Annotated in this window: 26 protein-coding genes and 2 tRNA genes; 23 read left to right on the top strand and 5 right to left on the bottom strand. The window is 63.1% G+C overall.

From position 1 onward, the window contains the following. Window positions 1-114: 114 nt before the first annotated feature. From hflX to O0882_RS01430, 9 genes are all read left to right on the top strand, one after another. The gene (hflX, locus tag O0882_RS01470) at window positions 115-1338 is read left to right on the top strand and encodes a GTPase HflX (protein ID WP_289944766.1); all 1224 of its coding nucleotides are present in this window, start codon (window positions 115-117) and stop codon (window positions 1336-1338) included. A 2-nt stretch (window positions 1339-1340) separates the two neighbouring features. Next, window positions 1341-2633 (top strand): FtsH protease activity modulator HflK, encoded by a 1293-nt coding sequence (hflK, locus tag O0882_RS01465; protein ID WP_289944764.1) that lies wholly within the window; start codon window positions 1341-1343, stop codon window positions 2631-2633. Then, on the top strand, window positions 2633-3520 hold the full coding sequence (gene hflC / locus O0882_RS01460) for a protease modulator HflC (RefSeq protein WP_058051202.1): 888 nt from the start codon (window positions 2633-2635) through the stop codon (window positions 3518-3520). Before hflK ends, hflC begins: the two co-directional genes overlap by 1 nt. Before the next feature lie 271 nt (window positions 3521-3791). After that, a complete protein-coding gene (locus tag O0882_RS01455; protein WP_289944758.1) occupies window positions 3792-4964 on the top strand; it encodes an ATP phosphoribosyltransferase regulatory subunit in 1173 nt (390 codons plus the stop codon). A 3-nt stretch (window positions 4965-4967) separates the two neighbouring features. Beyond that, window positions 4968-6281 (top strand): adenylosuccinate synthase, encoded by a 1314-nt coding sequence (locus O0882_RS01450; protein WP_034752021.1) that lies wholly within the window; start codon window positions 4968-4970, stop codon window positions 6279-6281. 66 nt (window positions 6282-6347) lie between these two features. Continuing rightward, on the top strand, window positions 6348-6893 hold the full coding sequence (locus tag O0882_RS01445) for a phosphoribosyltransferase family protein (RefSeq protein ID WP_034752020.1): 546 nt from the start codon (window positions 6348-6350) through the stop codon (window positions 6891-6893). A 65-nt stretch (window positions 6894-6958) separates the two neighbouring features. Next, entirely contained in the window at window positions 6959-7468 is a 510-nt protein-coding gene (locus tag O0882_RS01440; RefSeq protein ID WP_289944754.1) for a GNAT family N-acetyltransferase, read from the top strand. Then, window positions 7465-8391, top strand: coding sequence for a hypothetical protein (locus tag O0882_RS01435; RefSeq protein ID WP_289944752.1), 927 nt, complete (start codon window positions 7465-7467; stop codon window positions 8389-8391). Before O0882_RS01440 ends, O0882_RS01435 begins: the two co-directional genes overlap by 4 nt. Then, window positions 8388-8693, top strand: a complete 306-nt coding sequence (locus tag O0882_RS01430) for an NIPSNAP family protein (RefSeq protein WP_289944749.1) — start codon at window positions 8388-8390, stop codon at window positions 8691-8693. The genes O0882_RS01435 and O0882_RS01430 overlap by 4 nt, the downstream gene beginning before the upstream one ends. A 19-nt stretch (window positions 8694-8712) precedes the next feature. On the opposite strand, the gene O0882_RS01425 is transcribed toward O0882_RS01430, so the two are convergent. Together O0882_RS01425 and O0882_RS01420 are read right to left on the bottom strand one after the other, a co-directional pair. Next, entirely contained in the window at window positions 8713-9372 is a 660-nt protein-coding gene (locus O0882_RS01425) for a glutathione S-transferase family protein (RefSeq protein WP_289944748.1), read from the bottom strand. A gap of 107 nt (window positions 9373-9479) precedes the next feature. Further along, the gene (locus O0882_RS01420) at window positions 9480-10541 is read right to left on the bottom strand and encodes an AI-2E family transporter (protein ID WP_289944746.1); all 1062 of its coding nucleotides are present in this window, start codon (window positions 10539-10541) and stop codon (window positions 9480-9482) included. Window positions 10542-10749: 208 nt separating this feature from the next. Between O0882_RS01420 and O0882_RS01415 the strand changes: the two genes are divergently transcribed. Next, a complete protein-coding gene (locus O0882_RS01415; RefSeq protein ID WP_289944744.1) occupies window positions 10750-11376 on the top strand; it encodes a flavin reductase family protein in 627 nt (208 codons plus the stop codon). Between the two features lie 11 nt (window positions 11377-11387). Here the strand turns inward: O0882_RS01415 and O0882_RS01410 are convergent, their stop codons facing one another. Continuing rightward, window positions 11388-12230, bottom strand: coding sequence for a FadR/GntR family transcriptional regulator (locus tag O0882_RS01410; RefSeq protein WP_289944741.1), 843 nt, complete (start codon window positions 12228-12230; stop codon window positions 11388-11390). 158 nt (window positions 12231-12388) lie between these two features. Between O0882_RS01410 and O0882_RS01405 the strand changes: the two genes are divergently transcribed. From O0882_RS01405 to denD, 6 genes are read left to right on the top strand one after another with little or no spacing between them, the layout of a single operon-like run. Further along, on the top strand, window positions 12389-13717 hold the full coding sequence (locus O0882_RS01405; RefSeq protein ID WP_071076292.1) for an MFS transporter: 1329 nt from the start codon (window positions 12389-12391) through the stop codon (window positions 13715-13717). Between the two features lie 11 nt (window positions 13718-13728). After that, window positions 13729-14628, top strand: coding sequence for an L-threonate dehydrogenase (gene ltnD / locus O0882_RS01400; RefSeq protein ID WP_289944735.1), 900 nt, complete (start codon window positions 13729-13731; stop codon window positions 14626-14628). Between the two features lie 21 nt (window positions 14629-14649). Continuing rightward, complete coding sequence (gene otnK / locus O0882_RS01395; RefSeq protein WP_289944732.1) at window positions 14650-15951, top strand: 3-oxo-tetronate kinase; 1302 nt, start codon at window positions 14650-14652, stop codon at window positions 15949-15951. Then, window positions 15948-16592, top strand: coding sequence for a 3-oxo-tetronate 4-phosphate decarboxylase (otnC, locus tag O0882_RS01390; RefSeq protein WP_289944730.1), 645 nt, complete (start codon window positions 15948-15950; stop codon window positions 16590-16592). The genes otnK and otnC overlap by 4 nt, the downstream gene beginning before the upstream one ends. An 18-nt stretch (window positions 16593-16610) precedes the next feature. Continuing rightward, window positions 16611-17402, top strand: a complete 792-nt coding sequence (gene otnI / locus O0882_RS01385) for a 2-oxo-tetronate isomerase (RefSeq protein WP_289944728.1) — start codon at window positions 16611-16613, stop codon at window positions 17400-17402. A 2-nt stretch (window positions 17403-17404) separates the two neighbouring features. Next, window positions 17405-18382: a D-erythronate dehydrogenase gene (gene denD / locus O0882_RS01380; RefSeq protein WP_289944727.1), complete on the top strand. Its 978-nt coding sequence runs from the start codon at window positions 17405-17407 to the stop codon at window positions 18380-18382. On the opposite strand, the gene O0882_RS01375 is transcribed toward denD, so the two are convergent. Next, complete coding sequence (locus O0882_RS01375; protein WP_289944725.1) at window positions 18379-19221, bottom strand: helix-turn-helix domain-containing protein; 843 nt, start codon at window positions 19219-19221, stop codon at window positions 18379-18381. The genes denD and O0882_RS01375 overlap by 4 nt on opposite strands. A gap of 56 nt (window positions 19222-19277) precedes the next feature. Between O0882_RS01375 and O0882_RS01370 the strand changes: the two genes are divergently transcribed. From O0882_RS01370 to O0882_RS01355, 4 genes are all read left to right on the top strand, one after another. Next, window positions 19278-19772, top strand: coding sequence for a DUF3224 domain-containing protein (locus tag O0882_RS01370; RefSeq protein ID WP_289944722.1), 495 nt, complete (start codon window positions 19278-19280; stop codon window positions 19770-19772). 93 nt (window positions 19773-19865) lie between these two features. Beyond that, window positions 19866-20150 (top strand): autorepressor SdpR family transcription factor, encoded by a 285-nt coding sequence (locus tag O0882_RS01365; RefSeq protein WP_289944720.1) that lies wholly within the window; start codon window positions 19866-19868, stop codon window positions 20148-20150. Next, a complete protein-coding gene (locus O0882_RS01360; RefSeq protein ID WP_244198901.1) occupies window positions 20147-20803 on the top strand; it encodes an SdpI family protein in 657 nt (218 codons plus the stop codon). Before O0882_RS01365 ends, O0882_RS01360 begins: the two co-directional genes overlap by 4 nt. A gap of 12 nt (window positions 20804-20815) precedes the next feature. Beyond that, on the top strand, window positions 20816-21766 hold the full coding sequence (locus O0882_RS01355; RefSeq protein WP_289944715.1) for an alpha/beta fold hydrolase: 951 nt from the start codon (window positions 20816-20818) through the stop codon (window positions 21764-21766). A 131-nt stretch (window positions 21767-21897) separates the two neighbouring features. Here the strand turns inward: O0882_RS01355 and uvrB are convergent, their stop codons facing one another. Further along, window positions 21898-23985, bottom strand: a complete 2088-nt coding sequence (gene uvrB / locus O0882_RS01350; protein ID WP_289944712.1) for an excinuclease ABC subunit UvrB — start codon at window positions 23983-23985, stop codon at window positions 21898-21900. Between the two features lie 112 nt (window positions 23986-24097). Here uvrB and O0882_RS01345 point away from each other — a divergent pair, with 112 nt between their 5' ends. The 3 genes from O0882_RS01345 (at window position 24098) to O0882_RS01335 (ending at window position 25731) form a co-directional block, all read left to right on the top strand. Then, the gene (locus O0882_RS01345; protein ID WP_289944710.1) at window positions 24098-25312 is read left to right on the top strand and encodes an amino acid aminotransferase; all 1215 of its coding nucleotides are present in this window, start codon (window positions 24098-24100) and stop codon (window positions 25310-25312) included. Window positions 25313-25443: 131 nt separating this feature from the next. Then, a tRNA-Asn gene (locus O0882_RS01340) sits at window positions 25444-25519 on the top strand. A 136-nt stretch (window positions 25520-25655) separates the two neighbouring features. Further along, a tRNA-Asn gene (locus O0882_RS01335) sits at window positions 25656-25731 on the top strand. Window positions 25732-25751: the final 20 nt, after the last annotated feature.

Below are 25751 nucleotides of genomic sequence, written 5' to 3'. Positions count from 1 at the left end.
AGCGTTGAGCTTGAAGGCCCAGCGCCTTTCACCCTCCATCGCCCCCGTCCGCGCCAGCGGCGCTGATGCGTTTGCATCGGCGTCGGCGTCCGCCGCAACTTGTCTGATGCCATCATGCGCGCCGTACTAGTCGGGGTTGACTTCGGTCACAGCGACTTCGCCGCCAGCATGGAAGAACTCATGCTGTTGTCGCGTTCGGCTGGCGCGGACCCGATTTCCACCATCACGGCCAAGCGTTCCAGTCCCGATTCGGCGTATTTCGTCGGTAGCGGCAAGGCCGATGAAATTGGCGACATCGTCGTCAACGATGGCCTGGAAATCGTCATCTTCAACCATGCCCTTTCGCCGGCACAGCAGCGCAATCTGGAAAAGCGCCTGAATGTGCGGGTGCTCGACCGTACCAGCCTGATCCTCGACATCTTCGCGCAGCGCGCCAAGAGCCACGAGGGCAAGCTGCAAGTCGAGCTGGCCCAGTTGCAGCATCTGGCCACGCGCCTGATCCGCGGCTGGACCCACCTTGAGCGGCAAAAGGGCGGTATCGGCTTGCGCGGTCCCGGCGAGACGCAGCTCGAGACCGACCGCCGGCTGATCGGCGACCGTGTCAAGGCCTTGCGCGCGCGCCTGGAAAAGCTGCACAAGCAACGCGAAACGCAGCGCCGCGCGCGCGGCCGCAATCACACATTCTCGGTGTCCCTGGTCGGCTATACCAATGCCGGCAAGTCGACCCTGTTCAATGCTGTGACCAAGGCCGGCGTGTATGTCGCTGACCAGTTGTTCGCCACCCTCGACACCACCTCGCGCCGGGTTTACCTGGGCCAGGAAGTGGGCAATGTGGTGATCTCCGACACGGTCGGCTTCGTGCGCGAATTGCCGCATCAACTGGTGGCCGCTTTCCGCGCCACGCTCGAAGAAACCATCCATGCCGATTTGCTGTTGCACGTCGTCGACGCCGCGTCGCCGGTACGCATGGAGCAGATCGAACAGGTCAATCTGGTCTTGAAAGAGATTGGCGCCGATCACATTCCGCAAATCCTCGTGTGGAACAAGATCGACGCGGCCGGGCTGGAGCCTTCGGTGGAGCGCGACGAATATGCTACGATCAGTCGCGTCTTCGTCAGTGCGCAGAAGGGCAGCGGGCTTGACCTGCTGCGCGATGCGATAGTCGAAATGGCCAGGAAGGCGCCTGGTTCGGCACACCTGTATCAGAACGACGCAGCACCGCAGGAAGATCAGTTGGACGGTCAGTACGACCAGCACGATGGCGCCGCCCCGGACCAGGACGAAGAGCCTGGCGAGGACGATACGATTTCCACCCACTCCCAAGTCGGAACACGATAGTTATGCTTGTCTCCCTACTCAAAAAAACAGGCTTGAAGTTGTCCCTGAACGATCCCCGCTGGGGCAATCGCAAGGACGACGGCAAGAAAGCCCAAGAAGGCAAAAAGCCCGGCGAAGGTCCGCCGGACCTCGATCAGTTGTGGCGCGATTTCAATCAGCGCCTGAACGCCTTTTTCGGACAGAAGAACCGTCCCGACAACGGCGGCAACAACGGTGGCGGCAGCGGCCCGCGTCCTGACATGAAGGGCGCCGGCATCACCGCCGGCGTGGTCGGCGTGATCGCCGTCTTCATCTGGCTCGCCAGCGGCGCCTTCATCGTGCAAGAGGGCCAGAGCGGCGTGGTGCTGACGTTTGGCCAATACACGCGCACGGCGCCGGCCGGTCTCAACTGGCGCTGGCCGTATCCGTTCCAGACCGATGAAACCGTCAACGTGTCGCAGGTGCGCACGGTGGAAGTGGGTTATCGCACGTCGCTGCGCAACAAGCAGGCCAGCGAGTCGCTGATGCTGACGGACGATGAAAACATCATCGACATCCAGTTCGCGGTGCAGTACACCTTGAAAGATCCGGTGGAATGGCTGTTCAGCCTGCGTGACCAGGAAGACACCTTGCGCCAGGTCGCCGAGACGGCGATCCGCGAAGTGGTCGGCCGCAGCAAGATGGACTTCGTGCTGTATGAGGGCCGTGAAAAAGTGGCCTTCGACACGCAAAAATTGATGCAGCAGATTCTTGAAGATTACAAGGCTGGCGTGTTGATCAACAACGTGACGATGCAGGCGGTGCAGCCGCCGGAGCAGGTGCAAGCCGCCTTCGACGATGCCGTCAAGGCAGGCCAGGACCGTGAGCGCCAGAAGAATGAAGGTCAGGCCTACGCCAATGACGTCATTCCGAAAGCACGCGGCGCAGCATTCCGCCTGGTGCAGGAAGCCGAGGCCTACCGTGCCATGGTGACCGAGAACTCCGAAGGTAATGCGTCGCGCTTCAAGCAGGTGCTGGTCGAGTACCAGAAGGCGCCGGCCGTCACGCGCGACCGCATGTACCTGGAAACGATGCAGCAAGTGTTCAGCAGTGCCAGCAAGGTCATGGTTGACGCCAAGACGGGCAGCAATCTGCTGTATCTGCCGCTCGACAAGTTGATCGCCCAGCAGGCGGCGTCGGACGCCTCGGCCGCGGCAGCGCGCGCCGCAGCGGCCGCACCCGCCGCCAATACCGTAATGCCACAGGAAGCCATGCAGACAGTAGAAGTCAACCAGCGTCGCGACAGCCGCTCTTCGCGTGAACGGGAGAGCCGCTAATGAACCGTATCGTTGCCGCCCTGATCGCGGGCTTTATCGCGATCATGCTCTTGTCCTCGACGGTGTTTGTCGTCGATCAGCGTAAATACGCCATCGTCTTCGCCCTCGGTGAAGTCAAGGACGAGATCAGCAAGCCAGGCTTGTACTTCAAGCTGCCGCCGCCGTTCCAGAACGTCATCTACCTGGACAAGCGGATCCTGACGCTCGATACGCCGGAGCCGGAGCGCTTCATCACGGCCGAGAAGAAGAACATCCTCGTTGACGCGTATGTGAAGTGGCGCATCGTCAATCCGAAGACCTATTTCCGCAGCTTCGGCGGCGATGAAAGCCGCGCCCGCAACCGCATGTCGCAAATCGTCAAGGCCGCCCTGAACGATGAAATCACCAAGCGCACGGTGCGCGAAGTGATCTCTGGCGAGCGCGGCAAGGTGATGCAGGCGATCAAGGCCAAGGTGGCGGCCGAGGCCGAAGCCATCGGCGTGGGCATCGTCGACGTGCGCCTGAAACGCGTCGATTACGTCGAGCAGATCAACAACTCGGTGTATGAGCGCATGAAGTCCGAGCGCGTGCGCGTGGCCAACGAGCTGCGTTCGACCGGTTCGGCCGACTCCGAGAAAATCCGCGCCGACGCCGACAAGCAGCGCACGGTGATCCTGGCCGAAGCTTATCGCGAAGCCGAGAAGATCCGCGGCGAGGGCGATGCCAAGGCATCGCAGGTGTATGCGGAAGCGTTTGGCCGGAATCCGGAGTTCTACAAGTTTTACCGTAGCCTGGAAGCCTACCGCGCCACGTTCAAGGACAAGGGCGACGTGATGGTGGTCGATCCGAGTTCGGAATTCTTCAAGTACTTCAAGGGTAACGGCACGGCCGCTCCGTCCAGGAAGTAAGGCAGCATCAACACTGCACCTGGCCGCAAGGACGGGTGGCAGCAGCAGCGGGGCCGGCATTGACGCCGGCCCCGTTTTTTTGTGCCCGCCAAGCTGTTGCGGGAAGGCGTAAAATGCGGTGTTTTTAGGGCTGTGTGGCAGCTATTCGGAGAACTTGTCCCTAAAGGCCCGTGTTTTCGCGTAAAATATCAGGTTCGGCCTCTTGCCTGGCGCGCTCGCCGCTGCCTCGCATGATGCATTTTTTCAACTTTCTTCCGTATCTCGCTCCCTCATGCCGAATTGGCTTTTGCCCGAAAATATTGCCGATGTTCTGCCGTCGGAAGCGCGCAAGATCGAAGAGCTGCGCCGCCTCATGCTGGATAATTTCCGTTTGTACGGATATGAACTGGTGATGCCGCCGCTGCTCGAGTATCTGGAATCGCTGATGACCGGCGCTGGCAAGGATACCGACCTGCGCACCTTTAAACTGGTCGACCAGCTGTCGGGCCGCATGCTCGGCCTGCGTGCCGACATGACGACGCAGGTGGCGCGCATCGACGCGCACCTGCTGAACCGTGCCACCGTGACCCGCCTGTGCTATGCCGGCAGCGTGCTGCATACCCGTCCGTCGGGTCTGCACGCCACCCGCGAACCGCTGCAGATCGGCGCCGAAATTTATGGCCACGCCGGCCTGGAAGCGGATGCCGAAATCCAGGAACTGGCGCTCGCTTCGCTGGCACTGGCCGGTTTCGACTCTGTCCGCCTGGATTTGTCGCACGTCGGCCTGTTGCGCGCTATCATTGCGCAAGACGCCGCTGCCGTGCGCGACGAGGCTGCGCTGTACACCTTGCTGCGCGCGAAAGATGCGCCGGGCCTGCGCGCCCTGACCGCATCCTACGATGCCGTCACCCGCGATGCTCTGCTGGCCTTGCCGAACTTGTACGGCGACATCGACGTGCTGGCGCGTGCGCGCGCAGTGCTGCCGCCGCTGCCTGGCGTGCTGAAGGCGCTGGCCGAGCTGGCCGCGCTGGCCGCGACTGTGGAAACTAAGGCGCTGGGCCGCGCCGAAGTGGCGATCGATCTGGCCGACCTGCGCGGCTACCAATATGAAAGCGGCGCGATGTTTGCGCTGTATGTACCTGGCTTGCCGAACGCGGTTGCGCGCGGCGGCCGTTATGACCACGTCGGCGAAGCGTTCGGCCGGGCACGTCCCGCGACCGGCTTCTCGCTCGATTTGCGCGAACTGGCGCGCCTGTTGCCGACCGCGGAACGGAAGCATTCGATCCGCGCGCCGTGGGGCAGCGCGCCAGAATTGAAGGAAAAAATCGCCGAGTTGCGCAAGGCGGGCGAGGTCGTGATCCAAAGTATGCCGGGTCACAGTAATGAACAAGACGAGTTCGAGTGCGATCGCGTGCTGGTACTTGCCGATAATGGTAGTAGCTGGATTCTTAAAAACTTAGGTTGAGTGATGTCAAAGAAAATTATGGCAAAGAACGTCGTTGTCATCGGCACCCAATGGGGCGATGAGGGTAAAGGCAAGATCGTCGATTGGTTGACCGATCACGCCCAGGGTGTGGTGCGCTTCCAGGGCGGCCACAATGCAGGCCACACGCTGGTCATCGGCGGCGTCAAGACCGCGCTGCAACTGATCCCGTCGGGCATCATGCGTCCAGGCGTCGCCTGCTACATCGGTAACGGCGTGGTCGTTTCCGTGCCGGACGTGCTGCGCGAAATCGACAAGCTCGAAGCTGTGGGCGTCGAAGTCGCCTCGCGCCTGAAAGTGTCGGACGCGGCGCCCGTGATCCTGCCGTACCACACCGCGATCGACCTGGCGCGTGAAGCCAAGCGTGGCGATGCGAAGATCGGTACCACCGGCAAGGGCATCGGCCCGGCCTATGAAGACAAAGTGGCACGCCGCGCGATCCGTATCGCCGACCTGCTGAACGAGAAGCGCTTCGCTGAAAAGCTGGCGGAAAACCTCGATTACCACAACTTCGTGCTGGAAAACTATCTGAAGGCGCCGAAAGTCGACTATCAGAAGACCCTCGACGACGCGCTGGCCTATGTGCCGCGTCTGCGTCCGATGGTCACCGACGTGTCGAGCGCGTTGTACAAGGCGCACAAGGCCGGCGCGAACCTGCTGTTCGAAGGCGCGCAGGGTTCCCTGCTTGACGTCGACCACGGCACCTATCCGTTCGTCACCTCGTCGAATTGCGTGGCCGGCAATGCCGCCGCCGGTTCGGGTGTCGGTCCTGGCATGCTGCACTACATCATGGGCATCACCAAGGCTTACACGACGCGCGTCGGTTCCGGTCCGTTCCCTTCGGAACTGCCAACGGATGCGGGCGTCGGCCACCACCTGGCGCAAGTCGGCCATGAATTCGGCACCGTGACGGGCCGTGCCCGCCGCTGCGGCTGGTTCGACGCCGCCTTGCTGCGCCGCTCCGTGCAGATCAACGGTGTGACGGGCATGTGCCTGACCAAGCTGGACGTACTGGACGGTATCGAAACGCTGAAACTGTGCACCGGCTACACCATCGACGGCGTGGCGACGGACATCTTCCCATCGGGCGCTGAAGAAGCCGCACGTTGCGTACCGGTGTACGAAGAAATGCCAGGCTGGACGGAAAGCACGGTCGGCGCGAAATCGCTGGCGGCCTTGCCGGCGACGGCGCGCGCTTACATCAAGCGCATCGAAGAACTGGTCGGCGTACCGGTGGACATGGTTTCGACCGGTCCCGATCGTGAAGAAACGATCGTGCTGCGCCACCCATTCGAGTAAGCTGCTGGACACAATCCGCCGCAAGGCGGATTTTTTTAATCACGCTAATAATAAGATTTCACTATCATGACTACCCCACAATCGAACGATCAACATCTCTGGGTCAACTGGGAAGAGTATCACCGCCTGATCGAGCGCCTGGCGCTCAAGGTCTACGAATCGGGCTGGAAATTTGACCAGGTACTGTGCCTGGCGCGCGGCGGCGTGCGTCCCGGCGACGTATTCTCGCGCATTTTTGATTTGCCGCTGGCCATCCTGTCGACCAGTTCCTACCGCGAAGACGCGGGCACCGTGCGCGGCGACCTCGATATCGCCAAGTACATGACCATGACCAAGGGTCCGCTGGCCGGCCGCATCCTGCTGGTCGACGACCTGGCCGATTCCGGCGTCACGCTGGACAAGGTTACGCGTCACCTGAAGGAAAACTTCCCTGACGTGACCGAAGTCAAATCGGCTGTGATCTGGCTGAAAGGCTGCTCCGTCGTGCGTCCTGACTACTTCCTCGACGAACTGCCGCACAACCCTTGGATCCATCAGCCGTTCGAAGACTACGACGGCCTGCGTCCGCACCAGCTGGCGGCGTGGATCAAGAAGGGCGAAGCAGGCAAGTAATTGCGTGCACTCTTGCAAAAAAAAGACGATCATGTATCGTCTTTTTTTTCGTCCAAGGAAATGCGATGACCATACTGACGACGGCGCGCCTGCGCCTGGAACCGATTACCGAAAACCACTACGAGCGCATGCGTACGCTCAACACCGATCCCGAGGTGATGACGTATCTGAACGCGGGACAGCCCGAAGCGGAAGAGGACACGCGCGCCGCCGTTGCGCGGCTGGTGGGGCGCTGGGCCGAGTGGGGTTACTCCTGGTGGGCGCTGATCCGCCTCGATGACGGCGAGATGGTGGGTATGGCCTGCCTGCAGCACCTCGATGGCGACAAAAATAAACCGCATGAAATCGGCTGGCGCCTGGCGCGCACGGGCTGGGGGCAGGGCTATGCCAGCGAGGTGGCCGCCGCCATCGTCGCGCATGCCTTCGACGTCGTCGGCGCGCCCGAAGTGGTGGCCGTGGCGCACCCGGACAATGCCGCCTCGATCAAGGTCATGACGCGCCTGGGCATGCAATACGTGGGCATGGAACGCCATTACGACCTCGACAGCGTGGTGTACCGCTTGCCGCGTCCATGACGGCAACGCAGAAGCCCCTGAAGCTGGGCTGCAGCTACGGCGTGCGCTTTTCACCCGATGGCACGCGCCTGGCTGTGCTGGGCCGCGACCTGGTCCTGTGGGACGTGGCGGGAAGGCAGAAGCTGTGGCGCGGCAAATTCATCGCGCACATGTCGGGCATGGCCTTCTCGCCCGATGGCAGCCGGCTGGCCATCAAGAGCACGACGGGCCAGATGGCCGTGGTGGATGCGCAGGCGGGCCAGTTGCTGCTGAACTTACAGAACAAGAAGGATGGCGAAGGCTGCGGTCCCGCATGGTCGCCGTGCGGGCAGTATCTGGCCGACGGCGGCTGGGATGGTCGTCTGCGGATGCGCGCGGCGCAAACGGGCGAGACGCTCTTCACGCAGGAGCATCCGGGCGAGATGCTGCGGGGAGTCTATGCCATCGATGGCGGGCGGCGTTTGCTGCTCCAGCATGGCGTCAAATCGGTGGACGAGGGGCAGGTACAGCCGCCCGATTACTGCAGTGTGTGGGACTGGCCCTTGCAAGACGGCGGCGGGAGGGTGGTGCTGTCGCTGCCAGGCATGATGTCGTGCGCGCCGTCACCGGACGGGGAGTCTCTGGCCGTGCTGCACCACGCGGGCGGCACGCACTATCTGTCCGTGTACGCGCTGGCCGACGGCAGTTGTCTGGCCAAGGTGCCCGTGGAGGCGGGCGGCGGCACGGGCAACGCCTTGCGCTGGCTGCCAGACGGCAGCGCGCTGGGACGCATCGGCAAGGGCAAGCTGCTGTTCTACGGCTGGCCAGGGCTCAACGTCCTGGCACAAGAAGATTTTATATATCCCTGCGCGCTGGACTTTTTGCCTGGCTCGCCACTGGCCGCCATCGGCTCCTGGGAATCTGGCATGCTGATGGAGTTGAACCTTCACAAGGAAACCGCATGATCACCTGTTATTTGCGTTACATCATCGACCCGTATAAATTGCGGGAATTCGAAGCCTACGGCAAGTTGTGGATACCGCTGGTCGAACGATTCGGCGGCCAGCATCACGGCTATTTTTTGCCGTCCGAAGGCGCCAGCAACGTCGCGCTGGCCATGTTTTCGTTTCCCAGCCTGGCCCTGTACGAGCAGTACCGCGGCGACTCGATGCAGGACTCCGAGTGCCAGGCCGCCTTCCGCTACGCCGAAGAGACGCGCTGCATCGTCAGCTACGAGCGCAGTTTTTTCCGCCCCGTGTTTGGCTGAACATGGTTACTGGACACGGTCAATCGCGCTGCGGTGCGCCCAGCGGAAAGAGGTGGCGGTATGGGCGTGCTTCTTCCACCGCGCGGGCGAACGATGGACGGGCCAGCAGGCGCGCGCGGTAGGCGCGCAGCAGGGGCAGCGTTGCGGGAATCGGCTGCGTCCAATCCGCATAGAACAGCGACGGGGCGGCGGCGCAGTCGGCCAGGGTAAAGCCTACGCCGGCGGCCCACGTCTTGCCCGCCAGGCGGGTTTCCAGCCAGGCGTAGGCGAGGTCCAGCTTTTCGGCGGCAAACGCGCGGCCTTCCCGGGCCTTTGCCGCGTCGCCGCTCAGGGCCGCGCCGACGGCATGCTGTATGGGCGCCATGACGTGCAGGTCGAAATAGCGGTCGAGAAAACGCGCTTCCAGCGCCTGCATCGGGTCGTCCGGCAGCAGGCGCAGCGGGCCGGGATGGGCCAGTTGCAGGTACTCGATGATGATGCTGGTCTCGGCGACGTTGCGTTCTCCGTCCACCAGCAGCGGAAATTTGCGCAGCGGCCAGCGCTCCAGCCACTGCTGCAAGTGTTGCGGCATGTCCGGCGCCAGACAGCGGAAGTCGAAAGGTATGGCATTCTCGTACAGGGCGATGAGCACCTTTTGCGTGTACGATGAAAAGGGATGGCCATAGAGGATCAGCGACACGATGGGATCTCCTGTGCAAGGCTGGCAATACGCGCGTACTGTAACGATAGTGCAATGACAGGATCAATGCAAGCGATCCGGACCGTTCGTACGCCTGCCGCCACGCCTCAATCTTTGGCCTGGAACTCGCTGGCCGAGACGAACAGATCCCACGAAGCGATGAACAGGGCCGCCACCACGGGGCCGATGACGAAGCCGTTCAGGCCAAACAGGGCCATGCCACCCACGGTCGACAGCAGCACCACGTAGTCGGGCATCTTGGTGTCCTTGCCGACCAGGATGGGACGCAGCACGTTGTCGACCAGGCCGATGACGAAGACGCCGAAGGCGGCCAGGCCTGCGCCTTGCCAGATGGCGCCCGTGGCCAGGAAGTAGACGGCCACGGGTGCCCAGACGAGGGCGGCGCCGACGGCCGGCAGCAGCGACAGGAAAGCCATCAGTACGGCCCACAGCAGGGGGGCGGGCACGTCGAGGAACCAGAACGCCAGGCCGCCGAGGGCGCCCTGGGCGATCGCCACGAGGATGTTGCCCTTCACGGTGGCGCGGATCACCGTGGTGAAATTGGTGAACAGGCGCTGCTTGTACTTGCGGCTCAGCGGCACGGCGTCCTTGATGCGGGTCGACAGGGAGGAGCCATCGCGCATGAGGAAAAACAGCAGGTACAGCATGATGCACAGGCTGGTGAGGAATTCGAAGGTGTACAGGCCCACATTGATGGCTTTCAGCGCCACCACCTGGCTCACCTGCGTGGCGCCCTCGGCCAGCTTGTCCTGCAGGCTGGCCAGGCTGGTCAGGTTGAAGCGGTCGAGTAAATTGATCAGCCATTGCGGCAGCACCGCCATGATTTTATTGAAGAACATGGCGACCGTGATTTCGCCCGACCGTACCATCTCCACGACGCTGGCCGCCTGGTTCACCAGCGACACGGAAATGAGCGACAGCGGCAGGATCACGATGACGATGATGAGCAGCAAGGTCAGCAGCGACGCCAGGCCGGCACGGCCCTTGGTTTTCCGCAGCAGCCAGCGGTACACGGGCGCGAACAGGATCGCCAGGACGACGCCCCAGAAGATGGCGCCCGCATACGGCGCCAGTATCGTGCCGAAGCCGATGGTGACGATGCTCAGAAGGAGCAAGAATACTTTCTGGTGCAGCGTGAGCGTATGCATGGGCGGTAGCGCAATGATAAGAGTTGAGTTGTCTCATCATAAGCGAGGCCGCATGCCGCGTGCCATACAATTGTCGCTTTGGTAGTCTGTGGGCGAGCCCACCTGGCGCCGGCGGACCGGCAACGCGGTGGTGGCAATTCAAGTAAGCTGTCGTTCCAGGCATTCCATCCCCGGCTGCCTTTGATTTCTTTTGACTTCAGGAACGCGCGTGCTTGACCCCATTCACTTTTATGAACCTGCGCAGGGCCACGGCCTGCCGCACGATCCCTTCAACGCCATTGTGGGGCCGCGTCCGATCGGCTGGATCGCCACGCGCAGCAGCGCAGGCGTGCTCAATCTGGCGCCCTACAGTTTTTTCAATGCGTTCAATTACACGCCGCCGCTGATCGGTTTTTCCAGCGTCGGCCGCAAGGATACCTTGCGCAATATCGAGCAGACGGGTGAATTCGTGTGGAACCTGGCGACGCGTCCGCTGGCCGAATCGATGAACACCAGCTGCGCGCCGGCGCCGCCCGAGGTCGACGAATTCGCGCTGGCCGGCATGACGCCGGCCGCCCCGCGCATCGTCAAGGTGCCGCGCGTGGCCGAAAGTCCCGTATCCTTCGAATGCCGGCGCACGCAGATCATCGAGCTGCAAGGATTGAATGGGGACGGTGTCGGCAGCTGGCTGGTGCTGGGGGAAGTGGTGGGCGTGCATATCGCGCGCCATCTGCTCAAGGACGGCGTGTACGATACGGCCGCCGCCGCCCCCATCCTGCGCGGCGGCGGAGCGGCCGATTATTTTGAAATCGGTCCGGACAGCTTGTTCCAGATGCGCCGGCCAAGCTACCCCTGAACGGGAGCAGGCTATTTCTGCATGATGGGATCGCGCCCCAGGGTACGCGCCAATGCGCCGCCGTCGCCGCGCCAGAATTCGCGGTCGGCCAGGCGCACGCGTTCGGCCGCATGCTGCATGTGTTCCATGGCCGCCTGGCGCGCCCGCTGCGGGTCGCCGGCGGCGATCGCCTGCACGATTTTTTCGTGTTCGCGCCGCACTTCGATGGAAAAGTCCGTGCGCCGCGCTTCATTCGCGCGCGTCACCTTGACGGCAGAGCGGATCGGGTCGGCGAACATGGCGACGAATTTCGGCCAATAGGGGTTGCCCGTCGCCTCGGCGATGCACAGGTGCAGGCGCACGTCTTCTTCCACGCCGTCGACACCGGCCGCCACGGCTTCCTCGATGCGCCGCAGCGCGTGTTCGATATCGGCCAGCTGGCCCGGCGTGCGCCGCACGGCCGCCAGCGCGGCGATTTCAGCCTCCAGGCCTTGCCGCACCTCGATCAGGTTCAGCAGCGATTGCACGGATTGCTCCGTCAGCGCGTCGCCCCGTTCGCCCGTCTTCGCGCCATCCTGCGCGCACACGAAGGTGCCGCTGCCCTTGCGCGTAACGACGATGCCGTCCGCCTGCAGCAGGGCGATGGCTTCGCGCAGCACCGTGCGGCTCACGCCGAAGTGGCTGGCCATGGCTTGCTCCGATGGCAAACGCGTGCCGCCGGCCAGGCCATCGTGGTGGATCTGCTGGCGCAGCCGGGCCGCCACGCGCGCACCCAGGGTGCCGGTGGTGAAACTGCCTGCGGCGGGCTCCGGCGCGGGAAGGGTAAAGCTGAACGTGCGGTCCATCGGGTGCATCCTTGCGCTAACGGTTCTCATGGGGCTTGCCTGCTTGCCATTATATGGAATATACAGCTTGACACACACAAAACACACACATAATATACATCCATACAAATTTTAGACAAGTTGCCAGCCACCTCCGGTGGACCATAAAAACCCGGCACGGTCGATCCCCCAGCGATCAGGAGACAAGCATGGAAGTATCACAAGCATTGCCCGGGCAGCCGGCCGGCGCCGCCGCCAGCCAGAAAACCATCGACGACGCCGTCTACCGCAAGGTGACCTGGCGCATCATTCCCTTCCTCATGCTGTGCTACATCGTCGCTTATCTCGACCGTGTGAACGTGGGCTTCGCCAAGCTGCAAATGCTGGCCGACCTGCAGTTTTCCGAAACCGTGTACGGTCTGGGCGCGGGTGTGTTCTTCCTTGGCTACTTCCTGTTCGAAGTGCCCAGCAACGTGATGCTGCACAAGATCGGCGCGCGCGTGTGGATCGCCCGCATTATGATCACCTGGGCCATCATCTCGGGCGCCTTCATGTTCGTCACCACGCCGACCCAGTTCTACGTCATGCGCTTCCTGCTCGGCATCGCCGAGGCGGGCTTCTTTCCGGGCATCATCCTGTATCTGACCTACTGGTATCCATCCGAGCGCCGCGCGCGCATGGTGTGCACCTTCATGGCCGCCATTCCCGTGGCGGGTCTGATTGGCGGCCCGCTGTCGGGCTGGATCATGGAGACCTTCGCCGGCTGGCACGGTTATGCGGGCTGGCAGTGGATGTTCGTGCTTGAAGCGATTCCCGCCGCGCTGATGGGCGTGGCCGTGCTGCTGTATCTGGATAACAGCATCCGCGCCGCGAAGTGGCTGACGGAAGACGAAAAAGTCATCCTCGAGCAGCGTATCGCCACGGAAGCGCAGGGCAAGGTGTCGCACCCGTCGATCCGCGCCATGTTCGCCGACCCGCGCATCTGGGTCATGGCCCTGATTTATTTCTGCTGCGTGATGGGCCAGTATTCGCTGACCTTTTGGCTGCCCAGCCTGATCAAGGCGGCCGGTGTGACGGGCGTGCTCAATATCGGCCTGTTCACCGCGATTCCGTATTCGGTAGCCGTGGCGTCCATGATCCTGCTTGGCCGCAGCTCGGACAAGTACCGCGAACGCCGCTGGCACATGGCCATCCCGCTGGTGGTAGGCGCTGCCGCCATCGTCTGCAGCGCGCTGGCCGGCGCCCACAACACGGGCTGGGCCATCTTCTTCCTGACCATCGCCGCCGGTGGCATCCTGGCTGCCTCGCCCATGTTCTGGAGCTTGCCGACGGCCTTCCTCGGTGGCGTCTCGGCCGCTGCCGGCATCGCCGCCATCAATTCGGTGGGCAACCTGGCCGGTTTCGCGGCACCGTACATGATCGGCTCCATCAAGGACTTGACCCAGTCGACCGATATTGCCATCTACCTGCTGGCCGGCATCCTGGTGTTTGGCGCCTTCATCATCATGCGGGTGCCGGCCAAGCTCGTAAATAAATAATGGAGTAAATAATGACTGCAACAATCGAAAAAGTGGGCGTGATCGGCCTGGGCGCCATGGGCATGGGCATCGCCCAATCGCTGCTGCGCGTCGGTTTTGAAGTGCATGCCTGCGATGTGCGGCCCGAGACCATGCAAAAGCTGGTGGACCTGGGCGCCCATGCGGCGCAATCTCCGGCCGCGCTGGCGGCGCAGGTGCAAGCCTTGCTGATCGTCGTCGTCAATGCGCAGCAGACGGAAGCCGTGCTGTTTGGCGAACACGGTGCGGCCAGCGCCCTGGCACCGGGCAGCGTGGTCATCGCCTGTGCCACCGTGGCGCCGGAGTTTGCCGAAGCGCTCGGCGCGCGCCTGGCGGCCATGCGATTGCGTTTCATCGACGCGCCCATTTCAGGCGGCGCGGCCAAGGCGGCTGCTGGCGAAATGTCGGTGATGGCGGCCGGTGCGCCCGATGCGTTTGACGCCTGCGCCGGCGTTTTCGATGCCATCTGCGCCAAACTGTACCGTCTGGGCGAGCAGCCGGGGCAAGGTTCGAAGGTCAAGATGATCAACCAGTTGCTGGCCGGCGTGCACATTGCCGCCGCCGCCGAAGCTATGGCGCTGGGCCTGCGTGCCGGCTGCGATCCGGATGCCCTGTACGAAGTCATTTCGAACAGCGCCGGCAGTTCCTGGATGTTCCAGAACCGCGTGCCGCACATCCTGAAGGGTGACTACACGCCGCTGTCGGCCGTGAATATTTTTGTGAAAGACCTGGGCATCGTGCTCGATTACGCGAAAAAAAGCGTGTTTCCATTACCGCTGTCGGCCACGGCGCACCAGATGTTCATGCAGGCGTCGGCCGCCGGTTTTGGCGGCGAGGACGACTCCGCCGTCATCAAGCTTTTCCCTGGAATTACATTGCCAGCGAAAGCGTAAATGAATCAAGAAGGAACAATCATGACCGTACTAATGGGATGTATCGCCGACGACTTCACGGGTGGCACCGACCTGGCCGGCATGCTGGTCAAGGCCGGCATGCGCACGGTGCAATTGATCGGGGTGCCGCAAGGGCCGCCACCCGGCGATGTCGATGCCGTCGTCATCGCCCTCAAGTCGCGCACGAATGCACCTGAAGACGCGGTGGCCGAGTCGCTGGCCGCGCTGGCCTGGCTGCAGCAGGCCGGATGCCGCCAATTCTACTTCAAGTACTGCTCCACGTTCGACTCCACGCCGCGCGGCAATATCGGTCCCGTGGCCGAAGCGTTGATGCGGGCGCTCGACACGGACTTCACGATTGCTTGTCCCGCGTTCCCCGCGAATGGCCGCACTATCTACAAGGGCAACCTGTTCGTCGGCGACGTGCCGCTGGCCGAGTCAGGTATGCGCGACCATCCCTTGACGCCGATGATGGATTCCAACCTGGTGCGCGTGCTGCAGCAGCAGGTGCAAGCCAAGGTGGGCCTGGCCGATTTCTCCGTGGTGGAGAAGGGCGCCGCCGCCATCGCCCAGCGTTTTACGGACTTGCGCGGCCAGGGCTGCCATTTTGCTGTCGTCGATGCCGTCTCCAACCGCGACCTGGAAGCCATCGGCGCCGCCTGCGCCGACTTGAAACTGATTACGGGCGGCTCCGGCATTGCGCTGGGACTGCCGCAGAATTTCCGCCAGCGGGGCCAGTTGTCGCCATCGCCTGCGGGACAGGCAGGGCGCTTGCCGCCGGCCTCCGGATTTCGCGCCGTGATTTCAGGCAGCTGTTCGGTGGCCACGCAGCAGCAGGTGGCGCACCTGCGCGAGAGCGCACCGTCATTCCACGTCGACCCGCTGCAGCTTGCCGCGGGAGGCGAGGTGGTGGGCGCCGTGGTGGAGCATGCACTGGAATGGGCTGGCGCGCACCTGGCGCAAGGCCCTGTTTTGATCTATGCCACGGCCACGCCGGACGCCGTGCGCGCCGTGCAGGCACAGCTGGGCGTGGAGCGGGCCGGCGCCCTCGTCGAGGAAGCCCTGGCCGCCATCGCACAAGGGCTGGTGCGCCTCGGTGTGGGCCAGCTGATCGTCGCCGGCGGCGAAACCTCGGGCGCCGTCGTCAAGGCGCTGGGCGTGGCCGGTTTGCGCATCGGGCCAGAGATCGACCCCGGCGTGCCCTGGACGCAAGCCTTGCCGGCGCCGGGCGACGATGGCATGGCGCCTTTGGTGCTGGCACTCAAGTCCGGCAATTTCGGCACCGTGGATTTCTTCAGCAAGGCCTGGCAGGTGCTGGCATGAGCGCCGACGAATCGCGCCAGCGCGAGCAGATCGTCGATTTCGGCAAGTCCCTGTTCGAGCGGGGCCTGACGGCGGGCAGCAGCGGCAATCTGAGCGTGCGCCTGTCCGACGGCTGGCTGCTCACGCCCACAAATGCCAGCCTGGGGCGGCTCGATCCCGCGCAATTGTCCAAGCTGGACTGGGACGGCAACTTGATCAGCGGTGCGCCGCCGTCAAAAGAGGCATTTCTGCACCGCGCCATGTACGAAGAGCGCGGCAGCGCCGGCGCCATCGTGCATTTGCACTCGACGCATTCGGCGGCAGTGTCCTGCATGTGCGGCCTGAATCATGACGATTGCATCCCGCCGCTCACGCCATATTTTGTGATGAAGGTGGGGCGCTTGCCTCTCGTGCCTTACCACCGTCCGGGCGACCCGGCGCTGGCCGGCGCCATCGGCGCCATGGCGCGCAAGCACTCGGCCGTGCTGCTGGCCAATCACGGCCCCGTGGTCTCGGGCACCAGCCTGGAAGCGGCCGTGTACGCGGCCGAGGAACTGGAAGAGACGGCCAAGCTGTTCCTGCTGCTGCGCGATGTGCCCACGCGCCCGCTCGACGCGGAACAGATCGCGGACCTGAAACACACATTCAAACTCGACATATAAGAAATCCAGGAGATACGCATGCCCCGCTTTGCCGCCAATCTGACCATGATGTTCAATGAAGTGCCTTTCCCGCAGCGCTTTGCCGCCGCCGCGCAAGCGGGCTTCCAGGGTGTCGAATTTCTGTTTCCTTACGATTACGCGCCGCAGGAGGTAGCCGGCTGGCTGCGCGAGCACGGCTTGCAGAATGTGCTGTTCAACCTGCCGCCGGGCGACTGGGCGGCCGGCGAGCGTGGCATCGCCTCGCTGCCGGGCCGCGAAGCGGAATTCCGTGCCGGTGTGACGCGTGGCATCGAGTATGCGCTGGCACTGGGCACGCCACGCGTGCACATGATGGCGGGCCTGCTGCCCGTGGGCGCCGACCTCGCGCTGCACCGCGCCACCTACCTGGCCAATTTGAAGTACGCGGCGAAGGCCGTGGGCGAGCATGGCATTGAACTCTTGATCGAACCGATCAACTGGCGCGACATGCCCGGCTACTTCCTCGTCACGCAGGCGCAGGGCCATGCGCTGCGCCTGGAGTCGGACGCACCCAACGTCAAGGTGCAGATGGATTTTTACCACACGCAGATCGTCGAGGGCGATATCGCCATGACGTTCAAGAACAACTTCGACGGCATCGGCCACGTGCAGATCGCCAGCGTCCCGGCGCGCAATGAACCGGACGATGGCGAAGTCAATTACCCGTATCTGTATACCCTGCTGGATGACCTGGGCTATGGGGGCTGGATCGGCTGCGAATACCGTCCGCGCGGACGCACCGAGGATGGCCTGGGTTGGCTTGCCGCTTACAACAACAAACAAGGAGCATGAAAATGAAAGTACTCATTACCGGCGGCGCCGGTTTCCTGGGACAGCGCCTGGCGCGGCAGTTGCTGGCGCAAGGCCAGCTGACGGACAGCCATGGCCAATTGCAAACGATCAGTGAGCTGGTGCTGGTCGACGTGGTGGCCGCGCACGACTTCAACGATGCGCGCGTCAAGGTGGTCACGGGCGATATCGCTGACGGTGCCCTGATGCGCGCCACCATCAACACGCAGACCACTTCGATTTTCCACCTGGCCGCCATCGTCAGTGGCCAGGCGGAAGCTGATTTTGAACTGGGCATGCGCATCAACCTCGACGCTTCGCGTTTGCTGCTCGACGTCTGCCGCGAACTGGGGCACAAGCCGAAGGTCGTGTTTACCAGTTCCGTGGCCGTGTATGGCGGCAAGCTGCCGGACGTGGTGCAGGATACGACGGCCCTGAATCCCCAGTCGTCGTATGGCGCGCAAAAGGCCATCGGCGAATTGCTGCTCAACGATTATAGCCGCCGCGGCTTTGTCGACGGGCGCGTGCTGCGCCTGCCGACCATCAGCGTGCGTCCTGGCAAGCCGAACAAGGCGGCGTCGTCGTTCGCCAGCGGCATCATCCGCGAACCGTTGAACGGCGAGGCGGCCGTCTGTCCCGTGGCCACCGATCTGCGTCTGTGGCTGCTGTCGCCGCGTGGCGCCATCGCATCCCTGATCGCCGGCCACGAACTGGCAGGCGAGATGTTTGGCGCCAGCCGCACGGTGAATTTGCCAGGTTTGAGCGTGAGCGTGGGCGAGATGATCGCGGCACTTGAAGACGTGGCCGGCAGCGACGTGACGGCCCGTATCAGCTACGCGCCCGATCCCGCCATCGAGCGCATCGTGAAGAGCTGGCCTGGCGCCTGGGACACGGCCCGCGCCGAAGCGCTGGGCTTGACGGCCGATGTGGATTTCGCCAGCATCATCCGCGCCTACATGGACGACGTCAAGGCTGCCAGCTAGGCAGGCGTGGGCAGCTGCGAGCGGCGATAGTCGAACGGCGTGCTGCCCACCAGTTCCGCAAAACTGCGGCTGAAATGGGCCTGGTCAAAAAAGCCCAGTGCATGCGCCAGGCTGGCCAGGTCGGGCGCATCGGGCTGCGCCAGGCGCCAGATCGCCTCTTGCAGGCGGTAGCGCTGGATCACCCATTTCGGCGGCACGCCCACGTAGTTGGCGAACAGGCGCTGCAGCCTGCGTTCGCCGATGGCCATGTGCTCGCACAGCTGCTCCACGCTCGTGGGGCCGTGGTGGGCCGCCGCCGCAGCAGTCAAGCGGGCGGCCAGCAGGGCGGCCTCATCGACCTGCGGCAGTCTTGCCAGCAGCAGTGCCTGTGCTTGCGCCACCATGGCCGCATCGCCGGCTTGCTGCAGCACCAGCGCCTCGGCTTGCGCTGCCGGCATGCCCAGCAGCGCATCGGCCGCGATGGTCGTGTCGGTGAAGGTTGACAGTGGCTGCGTGATGAACGGGCGCAGGCCGCCTGGCGCGAAACGCACGCCCAATACTTTGCCGGCACCGATCAACGGCCGGTCAAAGGCGCCGCGCACCACGCCATGGATGGCGCTGCGCCCAAGGTCGAATACCAGGTGGGCGTTCGGGTAGGGCAGCACGCGCTGCGTCTCCGGCGCGCAGCCCCGCCGGTCCCATTCCACCACCCAGAAGTAGTCGACAAACGGCGCCAGCGCGGCAGCCGGTGGATAGGTTGCCAGGCGTATGCGGCGCGCCGCCGCCTGCGGGTCGACGATGCCTTTTGGCGCCTGGCCGCGCGCGGCGAGCAGATTCATCGTACTGTCGGTTTTATCCAATATTTGTCTCCTGCGCGGCCTTAAGCTGGCCCTCTCGCATTGATCGGAAGGGAATCATGAAATCACACAGTTTGTCGGGCCTGATGCTGGCCGCATGTTGTCTATTGGTGGCGCCAGCCGGCGCCGCCTTGTCTGCAGAGGGAGATCATCGCATGCACGCGCACGCTACGGGAAGTTTTAGCATCAGCATGACGCCGGCCACGGCGCCGCAGCGCGCGGGGCGCACGAGCTTGGGAAGGGTGCTGCTTGACAAGGTGTATGCGGGCGACCTGGTTGCCACTGCCACTGGGCAGATGCTCAATGGCGTGACGGACACCCAAGGCGCGGCCGGCTATGTCGCGATGGAAGCCATTGCAGGCGTGCTGCAGGGCAGGCAGGGCAGCTTCGTGGCGCAGCATGCGGGCACGATGGCCGACGGCAGGCAGGAGCTGAGCATCGTCATCGTGCCGCATTCCGGCACGGGGCAGCTGACGGGTATCAGCGGCACGCTGGCCATCCGCATTGAAAATGGCCAGCATTTCTACGACATCGATTACTCGCTGCCGGAGTAGGGGAAGGGACGGGGCAGGCGCTGGAAATCGCTTGACCTCCGTCGCACTTGTCTTTATATTTAGATGGTTATCTAATTAGGCGTTTGTCTCAATATGAGTGCCACCAACAGCGCCTTCAAGGCCATCGCCGATCCTGCGCGGCGCGAGATACTGCGGCTGCTGCGGACCGGTGAAATGACGGCCGGCGACCTGGCCGCCCGGTTTGAGATGAGCAAGCCGACCATGTCGCATCATTTTGCGGTGCTGGCGGATGCCGATCTGATCACGCGCCGGCGCGAAGGGCAGACCATCTGGTATGGCTTGAATACCACGGTGCTGCAGGACGTACTGGCCTGGATGCTGGACCTGACCGATACCGACCACAAGGAGAGCAAATGATGAAAGCGCGCTTTATCGCCCTGAGCCTGTTGATGATCGTGGCCGTCAGTGCGGCCACCCTGTATGCCTGGCCGCAGTTGCCGGAGGTGGTGGCCGTGCATTGGAATTACCGCGGCGAGGTGGACGGCTATGCGCCGCGCGCCGTGCTGTGGCTGCTCGGGCCGGGCCTGATGGCGTGCATGCTGATGCTGGCGCTCGTGCTGCCCTCGCTGTCGCCGCGCCGCTTCGAGGTGCAGCCGTTCGAGTCGACCTTCTACTACAGCTTCGGCGTCGTGCTGGGCCTGCTGGCGTATGTACATGGCCTGGTACTGGCCAGTGCCGCTGGCGTGGCGGTGCCCATCGGCCGGGCGGTACCGGCGGGCCTGTGCGTGATGCTGATCCTGGCAGGTAATCCCATGGGCAAGGTGCGGCGCAATTTTTATCTGGGTATCCGCACCCCGTGGACACTGGCCAGTGAGCGCGTCTGGTATGCCACGCACCGGCTGGCCGCCAGGCTGATGGTGGGCAGCGGCTTGCTGGGACTGGCCGCGCTGGCGTGTGGCGCACCGGGCTGGCTGCTGCTGGTGCTGGTGTTCGCCTGGGCGCCGCTGGCCATCCTGTACTCGCTGGTGCAGTACAAGCGGCTGGATAAAGATCAACTGGAAATGCACTGACAGGAGGGGGCGATGTTGCGATGGATGCTGGGAATGCTGGTCTTGATGGTGTGCTTGCCGGTACGCGCCGCCACCGGAGGTGAACAGGAGGTGGCGCTGGCGGTGGCTGGCGGCGTCTTGCATGGCACGCTGTCGATGCCGGATCGGCAAGGGAAAGTGCCAGTGGTGCTGCTGCATGCGGGCTCCGGTCCGACCGATCGCAATGGCAATAGCGCCATGCTGCCGGGCCAGAGTAATACGTTGCGCATGCTGGCCGACGCGCTGGCGCGCAATGGCATCGCTACGCTGCGCTATGACAAGCGCGGGATCGGCGCCAGTGCATCGGCGGGGCGACGCGAAGCCGACCTGCGCTTGGACGACTATATCGATGACGCCACTGCGTGGTTGCGTCAGTTGCGCGCCGACCCGCGCTTTACGAATGTGCTGATGGCCGGGCATAGCGAGGGGGCGCTGATCGCGATGGTGGCTTGCCAGAGAGCGCAGCTTGATGGCTGTGTGCTGATTGCCGGCGCCGGCAATGCGCTCGACGATATCCTGCGCGTGCAATTGAAGCCGCGTCTGCCGCCCGACCTGTATGCGCAAAACGAGCGCATCCTGCTGGCGCTTAAGCGGGGCGAGCGGGTAAGCGACGTGCCGCCGGCCTTGCTGGCGCTGTACCGGCCTTCGGTGCAGCCGTATCTGATTTCATCGCTGAAGGTCGATCCGCGCGCGGCGGTTGGCGCCTTGCGCATGCCGCTATTGATACTGCAGGGGACGACCGATTTGCAAGTGTCGGTGGCCGATGCGCAAGCCTTGTCGGCCGCCGCACCGGCGGCCAGACTGGTGATTGTGCCGGGCATGAACCATGTATTGAAAATGGTCAGTGGCGATTTGGCGCAGCAACTGCCGTCGTATGGCGATCCCGCGCTGCCGCTGGCGCCCGCGCTGGTCGACGCGGTGACGGCGTTTGTTCAGGAACGTTGAAAGCCGGCAGGTCGGGTCGCCGCGTAGGTCGGATTAGCGCTCCGCGCGTAATCCGACACCACCACCAGCGCCAACAATGTTGTCGGATTACGGCCCGCAGGGCCTAATCCGACCTACGCATGGCGTGGTATTCATTTTCCCAGTATCGACGCCACATTGTCCGTGCCCGGCGCGCCGAACAGCTGCTGCTTGAGGATGTGCAGCTGGTCGCGCACCTGCGCCGCCTTTTCGAACTCCAGGTTCTTGGCGTGGTCGAGCATCAGTTTTTCCAGGCGCTTGATTTCCTTGCTGACCTGTTTCTCGTTCATGGCTTCGAACTTCGCCGCTTCCTGCGCCACTTGCAGGTTGTCGCGCGCTTCCTGCGGGCTGTAGACGCCGTCGATCATTTCGCGGATCGATTTTTTCACGCCGATCGGGATGATGTTGTTGGCCGTATTGAAAGCGATCTGCTTGGCGCGGCGGCGCTCCGTCTCGTCGATGGCGCGGCGCATGGAGTCCGTGATGCGGTCGCCGTACAGGATCGCCGTGCCGTTCAGGTTACGCGCGGCGCGGCCGATGGTCTGGATCAGGCTGCGCTCGGAGCGCAAGAAGCCTTCCTTGTCCGCGTCGAGGATGGCGACCAGCGACACTTCCGGCAAGTCCAGGCCCTCGCGCAGCAGGTTGATCCCCACCAGCACGTCGAAGGTGCCCAGGCGCAGGTCGCGCAGGATTTCCACGCGCTCCACCGTTTCGATATCGCTGTGCAGGTAGCGCACCTTGATGCCATGGTCGCCCAGGTATTCCGTCAATTGCTCCGACATGCGCTTGGTGAGCGTGGTGACCAGCACGCGCTCGTCCTTCTTGATGCGCTCGACGATTTCCGACATCAGGTCGTCCACCTGCGTGCTGGCGGGGCGCACGATGATCTGCGGGTCGACCAGGCCCGTGGGGCGCACCACCTGTTCGACCACCTGGTCGGAATGGTTTTTTTCGTAGTCGCCCGGCGTGGCCGAGACGAACACCGTCTGGCGCATCTTTTGCTCGAATTCCTCGAATTTCAAGGGCCGGTTGTCCAGCGCCGACGGCAGGCGGAAGCCGTAGTCGACCAGGTTCGTCTTGCGCGAGCGGTCGCCGTTGTACATGGCGCTCAGCTGGCCCGTCAGCACGTGCGACTCGTCGAGGAACATCAGCGCGTCGGGCGGCAGATAGTCGACCAGGGTGGGCGGCGGTTCGCCCGGCAGCGCGCCGGACAGGTGGCGCGAGTAGTTTTCGATGCCCTTGGTGAAACCGATTTCGGCCATCATTTCCAGGTCGAAGCGCGTGCGCTGTTCCAGCCGCTGCTCTTCGATCAATTTATTTTCCTTGCGGAAGAAATCGAGGCGCTCGCGCAGCTCGTCCTTGATGGTTTCCACGGCGCGCAGCACGGTGGAGCGGGGCGTCACGTAGTGCGAACCCGGGTACACGGTGAAGCGGGGGATTTTTTGCCGCACGCGGCCCGTCAGCGGGTCGAACAGCTGGATCGATTCGATCTCGTCGTCGAACATTTCCAGGCGCACGGCCAGTTCCGCATGCTCGGCGGGGAAGATGTCGATGGTATCGCCGCGCACGCGGAAGGTGCCGCGGCCGAAGTCGACCTCGTTGCGCGTGTACTGCATCTGGATCAGGCGCGCGATGACGTCGCGCTGGCTGACTCTGTCTTTTACGCGCAACGTCAGGATCATCTGGTGGTATTCGTTGGGGTTACCGATACCGTAGATGGCCGAGACGGTGGCGACGATGATGACGTCGCGCCGCTCCATCAGCGACTTGGTGCACGACAAACGCATCTGTTCGATATGCTCGTTGATCGACGAGTCCTTTTCGATGAACAGGTCGCGCTGCGGCACGTAGGCTTCGGGCTGGTAGTAATCGTAGTAACTGACGAAGTATTCGACCGCATTTTGCGGGAAAAAGTCGCGGAACTCGCTGTACAGCTGCGCCGCCAGCGTCTTGTTGGGGGCGAAGACGATGGCGGGCCGGCCCATGCGCGCGATGACGTTGGCCATGGTGTAGGTCTTGCCCGAACCGGTCACGCCCAGCAGGGTCTGGAAGGCCAGTCCATCGGCAATTCCCTCGGATAACTGGGCGATCGCCGCCGGCTGATCACCGGCCGGAGAGAAGGGCTGGTGCAGCTTGAAGGGGGAATCCGGGAAAGAGATAATTGCGCTTTCCGCCTCGCTGGCGGTAGATAATTCGGGCATGTGAATCAGACCTTTGTTAGAATAGTGCTCTGCTGGCGGCCCTGGCGTTGTATTTTGGGGCGCTGTCTACAACTCCGCTGTGAACCTGCTTCCAATCGAATCCAATCTTATCATGACGAACCCAACTGTTTCTGCCAGTCTGTTTAGCGCCATCGAGATGGCCCCACGCGACCCGATCCTGGGCATCACCGAAGCATTTAACGCGGACCAGAATCCCGCCAAAATCAATCTGGGCGTTGGCGTCTATTATGACGACAACGGTAAAGTGCCTCTGTTAGCTTGCGTACGCAAGGCGGAAGCCATCCTGATCGAGCAGGCTTCGCCACGCACCTATCTGCCGATCGAAGGCCTGGCTGCCTACGACAAGGCGGTGCAAGAACTCGTATTTGGCGCCGATAGCGCCGTTATTCAAGAGCGCCGCGCCATCACCGTGCAAGCCATCGGCGGCACGGGTGCACTGAAGATCGGCGCCGACTTCCTGCAGCGCTTCGCGCCGGGTGCGCAAGTCTACATCAGCGACCCGAGCTGGGAAAACCACCGCGCGCTGTTCGAAAGCGCCGGTTTCGTCGTGAATAACTACACGTACTACGATGCCGCCACCCATGGCGTGAACTTCGACGGCATGCTGGCCAGCCTGAACGCCATGCCTGCGGGCTCCATCGTCGTGCTGCACGCCTGCTGCCACAACCCGACGGGCGCCGACCTGAGCGTGGCCCAGTGGGATCAGATCATCAGCGTGGTCACGTCGCGCGGCCTGGTGCCGTTCCTGGACATGGCTTATCAGGGCTTTGCCAACGGCATCGCCGAAGACGGCGCCGTGGTGCGCCGCTTCGCCGACGCGGGCGGCCCGCTGCTGGTATCGAACTCGTTCTCGAAATCGTTCTCGCTGTACGGTGAGCGCGTGGGCGCCCTGAGCGTCGTCGCATCGAGCGCCGAGGAAGCGTCCCGTCTGTTGTCGCAATTGAAACGCGTCGTGCGCACCAACTACTCGAACCCGCCAGTACACGGCGGCAAGGTGGTCGCCACCGTCCTGGCCACGCCGGAACTGCGCCAGCTGTGGGAAGAGGAGCTGGCCGGCATGCGCGTGCGCATCCGTGAAATGCGCAATGCCTTCGTGGAAAAACTGAAGGTCAAGGCGCCAGGCCACGACTTCGAATTCGTGCGCCAGCAAATCGGCATGTTCTCGTACTCGGGTCTCACCAAGGAACAAGTGGCGACCTTGCGCGAGCAATCGATCTACGCCGTCGACACGGGCCGTATCTGCGTGGCAGCGTTGAATTCGCGCAATATCGACATCGTCATTGACGCGATCGCCAAAGTGCTTTAAGATCTTGCTTCTTCGGCGCTGCATGCAAGTGTGGTGCTGATGGCAGTGGGAAGTCGGCGAAGGCCGTGTTTGTCGGGGTGCAGTATGAGTCTTGCAAATACGAAACAGCCGACATATAATATTGCCTCTTTTCCCTGATAGCTCAGTTGGTAGAGCGACGGACTGTTAATCCGCAGGTCCCTGGTTCGAGTCCAGGTCGGGGAGCCAGAATTCGGAAGGCCACGTTGAAAAACGTGGCCTTTTTTGTTTTTGCGGCGCCAGCGCAGGCGTCATGGCCGGCATAAGAATTTCCCTATGGAAATCTGGACAGCGCCAGATTTGGCCTATATAATACGGCCTCTTTTCCCTGATAGCTCAGTTGGTAGAGCGACGGACTGTTAATCCGCAGGTCCCTGGTTCGAGTCCAGGTCGGGGAGCCAGAATTCGGAAGGCCATGTTG

Origin of the sequence: Janthinobacterium sp. SUN073 (genome assembly GCF_030397665.1) — a bacterium.
In the GTDB taxonomy this organism is placed as follows: domain Bacteria; phylum Pseudomonadota; class Gammaproteobacteria; order Burkholderiales; family Burkholderiaceae_D; genus Janthinobacterium.
Note: the sequence above shows the minus strand (reverse complement) of the source record. Positions and strands in the feature narration are given on the sequence as shown.